General features: G+C 69.6%; 4 protein-coding genes. All 4 read left to right on the forward strand.

From position 1 onward, the window contains the following. On the forward strand, positions 1 to 612 hold a 612-nt coding region (gene ccmC / locus FKP22_RS29680), incomplete at its 5' end, for a heme ABC transporter permease CcmC (protein ID WP_141291813.1). Beyond that, positions 605 to 793, forward strand: a complete 189-nt coding sequence (gene ccmD, locus FKP22_RS29685; protein WP_141291815.1) for a heme exporter protein CcmD — start codon at positions 605 to 607, stop codon at positions 791 to 793. The genes ccmC and ccmD, both read left to right, overlap by 8 nt. Then, positions 790 to 1,215 (forward strand): cytochrome c maturation protein CcmE, encoded by a 426-nt coding sequence (ccmE, locus tag FKP22_RS29690; protein ID WP_141291817.1) that lies wholly within the window; start codon positions 790 to 792, stop codon positions 1,213 to 1,215. The genes ccmD and ccmE overlap by 4 nt, the downstream gene beginning before the upstream one ends. Beyond that, positions 1,212 to 1,624, forward strand: a 413-nt coding sequence (locus FKP22_RS29695) for a DUF3574 domain-containing protein (protein WP_141291819.1), incomplete at its 3' end; no start/stop codon positions are given. The genes ccmE and FKP22_RS29695, both read left to right, overlap by 4 nt.

A 1,624-nucleotide genomic window follows, 5' to 3' on the forward strand; every position in this document is an offset into this window, starting at 1 on the left:
GCGGATGCGGTGCAGGGCCAGGGTTACCGGCTGATCTACCTGCATGTGCCAGCGGCGTGGATGAGCATGTTCATCTACGCGCTGATGGCCGCCTGGAGCTTTGTCGGCCTGGTCTGGCGGGTGCGCACGGCGTTCTGGCTCTCGCATGCGCTGGCGCCCACCGGCGCTGTCTTCGCCGCCTTGAGCCTGGCCACCGGCTCGCTGTGGGGCCAGCCGATGTGGGGCACCTGGTGGGTGTGGGACGCGCGGCTGTCCACCTCGCTGCTGCTGCTCTTCCTCTACCTGGGCTACCTGGCCTTGCTGCAGGCGCATGACGAAGGCGAGCGGGCGGACCGTGGCTGCGCGGTGCTGGCGCTGCTGGGCGCGCTGAACCTGCCGGTGATCTACTTCTCGGTGCGCTGGTGGAACACCTTGCACCAGGGCGCAACGCTCACGCCCGGCCAGGCGCAGATGGCGCCGGTGATGCTCGCCGGCCTGCTGCTGATGACCGCCGCGGCCTGGGCCTATGCCGCGGCCACGGCGCTGCGCCGGGTGCAACTCGTGATCGCCGAACGCCAGCTGGCGCTGCGCTGGCAGGACGAGTTGCCGCAAGCGGAGGTGCTGCATGCCTGAGTGGCTGCACCCTGCCTGGTCCGACTGGGCCAGCTTCTTGCAGATGGGCCGGCACGGCGTGTTCGTCTGGTCCGGCTTGGCACTGGTCACCGCAGCCTTGGCCTGCGAATGGTTGGCGCTGGCCGCGCGCGCGAGGCGCTTGCGCGCGGCGCAGGCCGCCGCCGAGGGGGATGCACGATGAGCCCGCGGCAACGGCGTTTTGCCATCTGGGCCGCGGTGCTGATGCTGGCTGGCGCCGCTGTGGCGCTGGCACTGAATGCCTTCCAGCAAAACCTGGTCTTCTACCTGACGCCCAGCGAACTGTCCGCCAGGCCGCAGGCGGACAACAACGCGCTGCGCATCGGCGGCTATGTGCAGCCGGGCTCGCTGCAGCGCGAGGCAGACAGCCTGGCGGTGCGCTTCGTTCTGGCCGATGCCGACCACACGCTGGTGGTGCACTACCGCGGCGTGCTGCCTGACCTGTTCACCGAAGGCAAGGGCGCCATCGTGCAGGGCCGGCTGGCGGCTGACGGTAGCCTGCAGGCGCAGGAAGTGCTGGCCAAGCACGACGAGAACTACACCCCGCCGGGGCTGGCCCCGGCCAACCCGGCTTCCGCGCCATGATCCGTTGCGTTTTACTGCTGAGCCTGCAGCTGGGTGCGCTGCTGATGGCCGGCTGTGCCAACACGCCGCCGGCGCTGCGGTGCGCGGCGGGCGAGACGCGCGCCATCAGCGACACGCTGTATTTCGGCACCGCCAGGCCGGAAGGTGCCGTTTCGCCCGAGGACTGGGCCGAATTCCTGCGCAGCAGTGTCACGCCGCGTTTCCCGCAAGGGCTGAGCGTGTGGCCAGCCGCCGGCCAATGGCGTGGTGCTGACGGGGCGGTGGTGCGTGAGGCCTCGTTTGTGCTGAGCCTGCTGCACGAAGACGATGCCGCCAGCGACGCGGCCATCCGAGCCCTGGTGGCGGACTACAAGCGCCGGTTCTTGCAAGAGTCAGTCTTGAGGGTCAGGGCCGATGTCTGCATGTCCTT

The organism is Ideonella azotifigens (genome assembly GCF_006519715.1).
In the GTDB taxonomy this organism is placed as follows: Bacteria; Pseudomonadota; Gammaproteobacteria; order Burkholderiales; family Burkholderiaceae_C; genus Ideonella; species Ideonella azotifigens.